This window comes from Bartonella sp. AA81SXKL, assembly GCF_042196945.1.
In the GTDB taxonomy this organism is placed as follows: Bacteria; Pseudomonadota; Alphaproteobacteria; order Rhizobiales; family Rhizobiaceae; genus Bartonella.
On record NZ_JBHIRH010000255.1, the window covers coordinates 1 to 698 of the forward strand.

1 protein-coding gene is annotated in these 698 nt (G+C 46.4%); it reads right to left on the reverse strand.

What is annotated here, in order from left to right:
* Positions 1 to 698, reverse strand: a 698-nt coding sequence (locus ACFINZ_RS10930) for a DUF935 family protein (protein ID WP_375701529.1), incomplete at both ends; no start/stop codon positions are given.

The following is a 698-nucleotide window of genomic DNA, read 5'->3' on the forward strand; positions in this document are numbered from 1 at the left end:
TTGGGAATAATCGCTGCCGCATCACTGGATAAATCACGCACCGCTTGAATGAGAACCCGCCGTTCCTCATGAGAAGAACTCGCTCCATATTTGCCCACACGCAAAGGCATACCGTAAACTTCTAAGAAAGCCATCCAATCTTTTAAGGTATAAGATTTAAACAAAAAAGCCCAAGCTGCAAGCCGTGCAAGCCCCGTGCGGATAGGCAAACCACTTTTTAACTTGGGTCTGTGAATAGAAAATTTATAAGCAGGCAGTTCAATACCATAGTGAGATCCCTCTTCTTTTAAACGCAAATGAAAACCATCCCGCCGATCTAATTGAAAAAACCGCTGGTCACGCCATTTCCAAGCAACCGGCCACCATTCCTTGGCACTCTTGTCCCACAAAGTTTCAACAACCGCATAGCCTTTTCCCAAAGCATCTAACAAATCCGTCACATAATCATCAACAAAGGTAGGTGCACTAATCACTTCTCGCACCGCATCTGCTATCTTTTTGTCCTGTGCACTATTGCTTGCGGCAATCACTCCAGGCTCCACCCCTGTAAGAGCATTTTTACGCATGCCAAGCACAGCACGATAATGCAAATCACGCTCTTCCATATCATCGGCAAGTTGGAAAAACTGCTCTGGATGCCCCCGTGCTGCCTGTTGCAAAATATCAGCAAGTTGCGCAGGGGTCAGACCACTGACAAT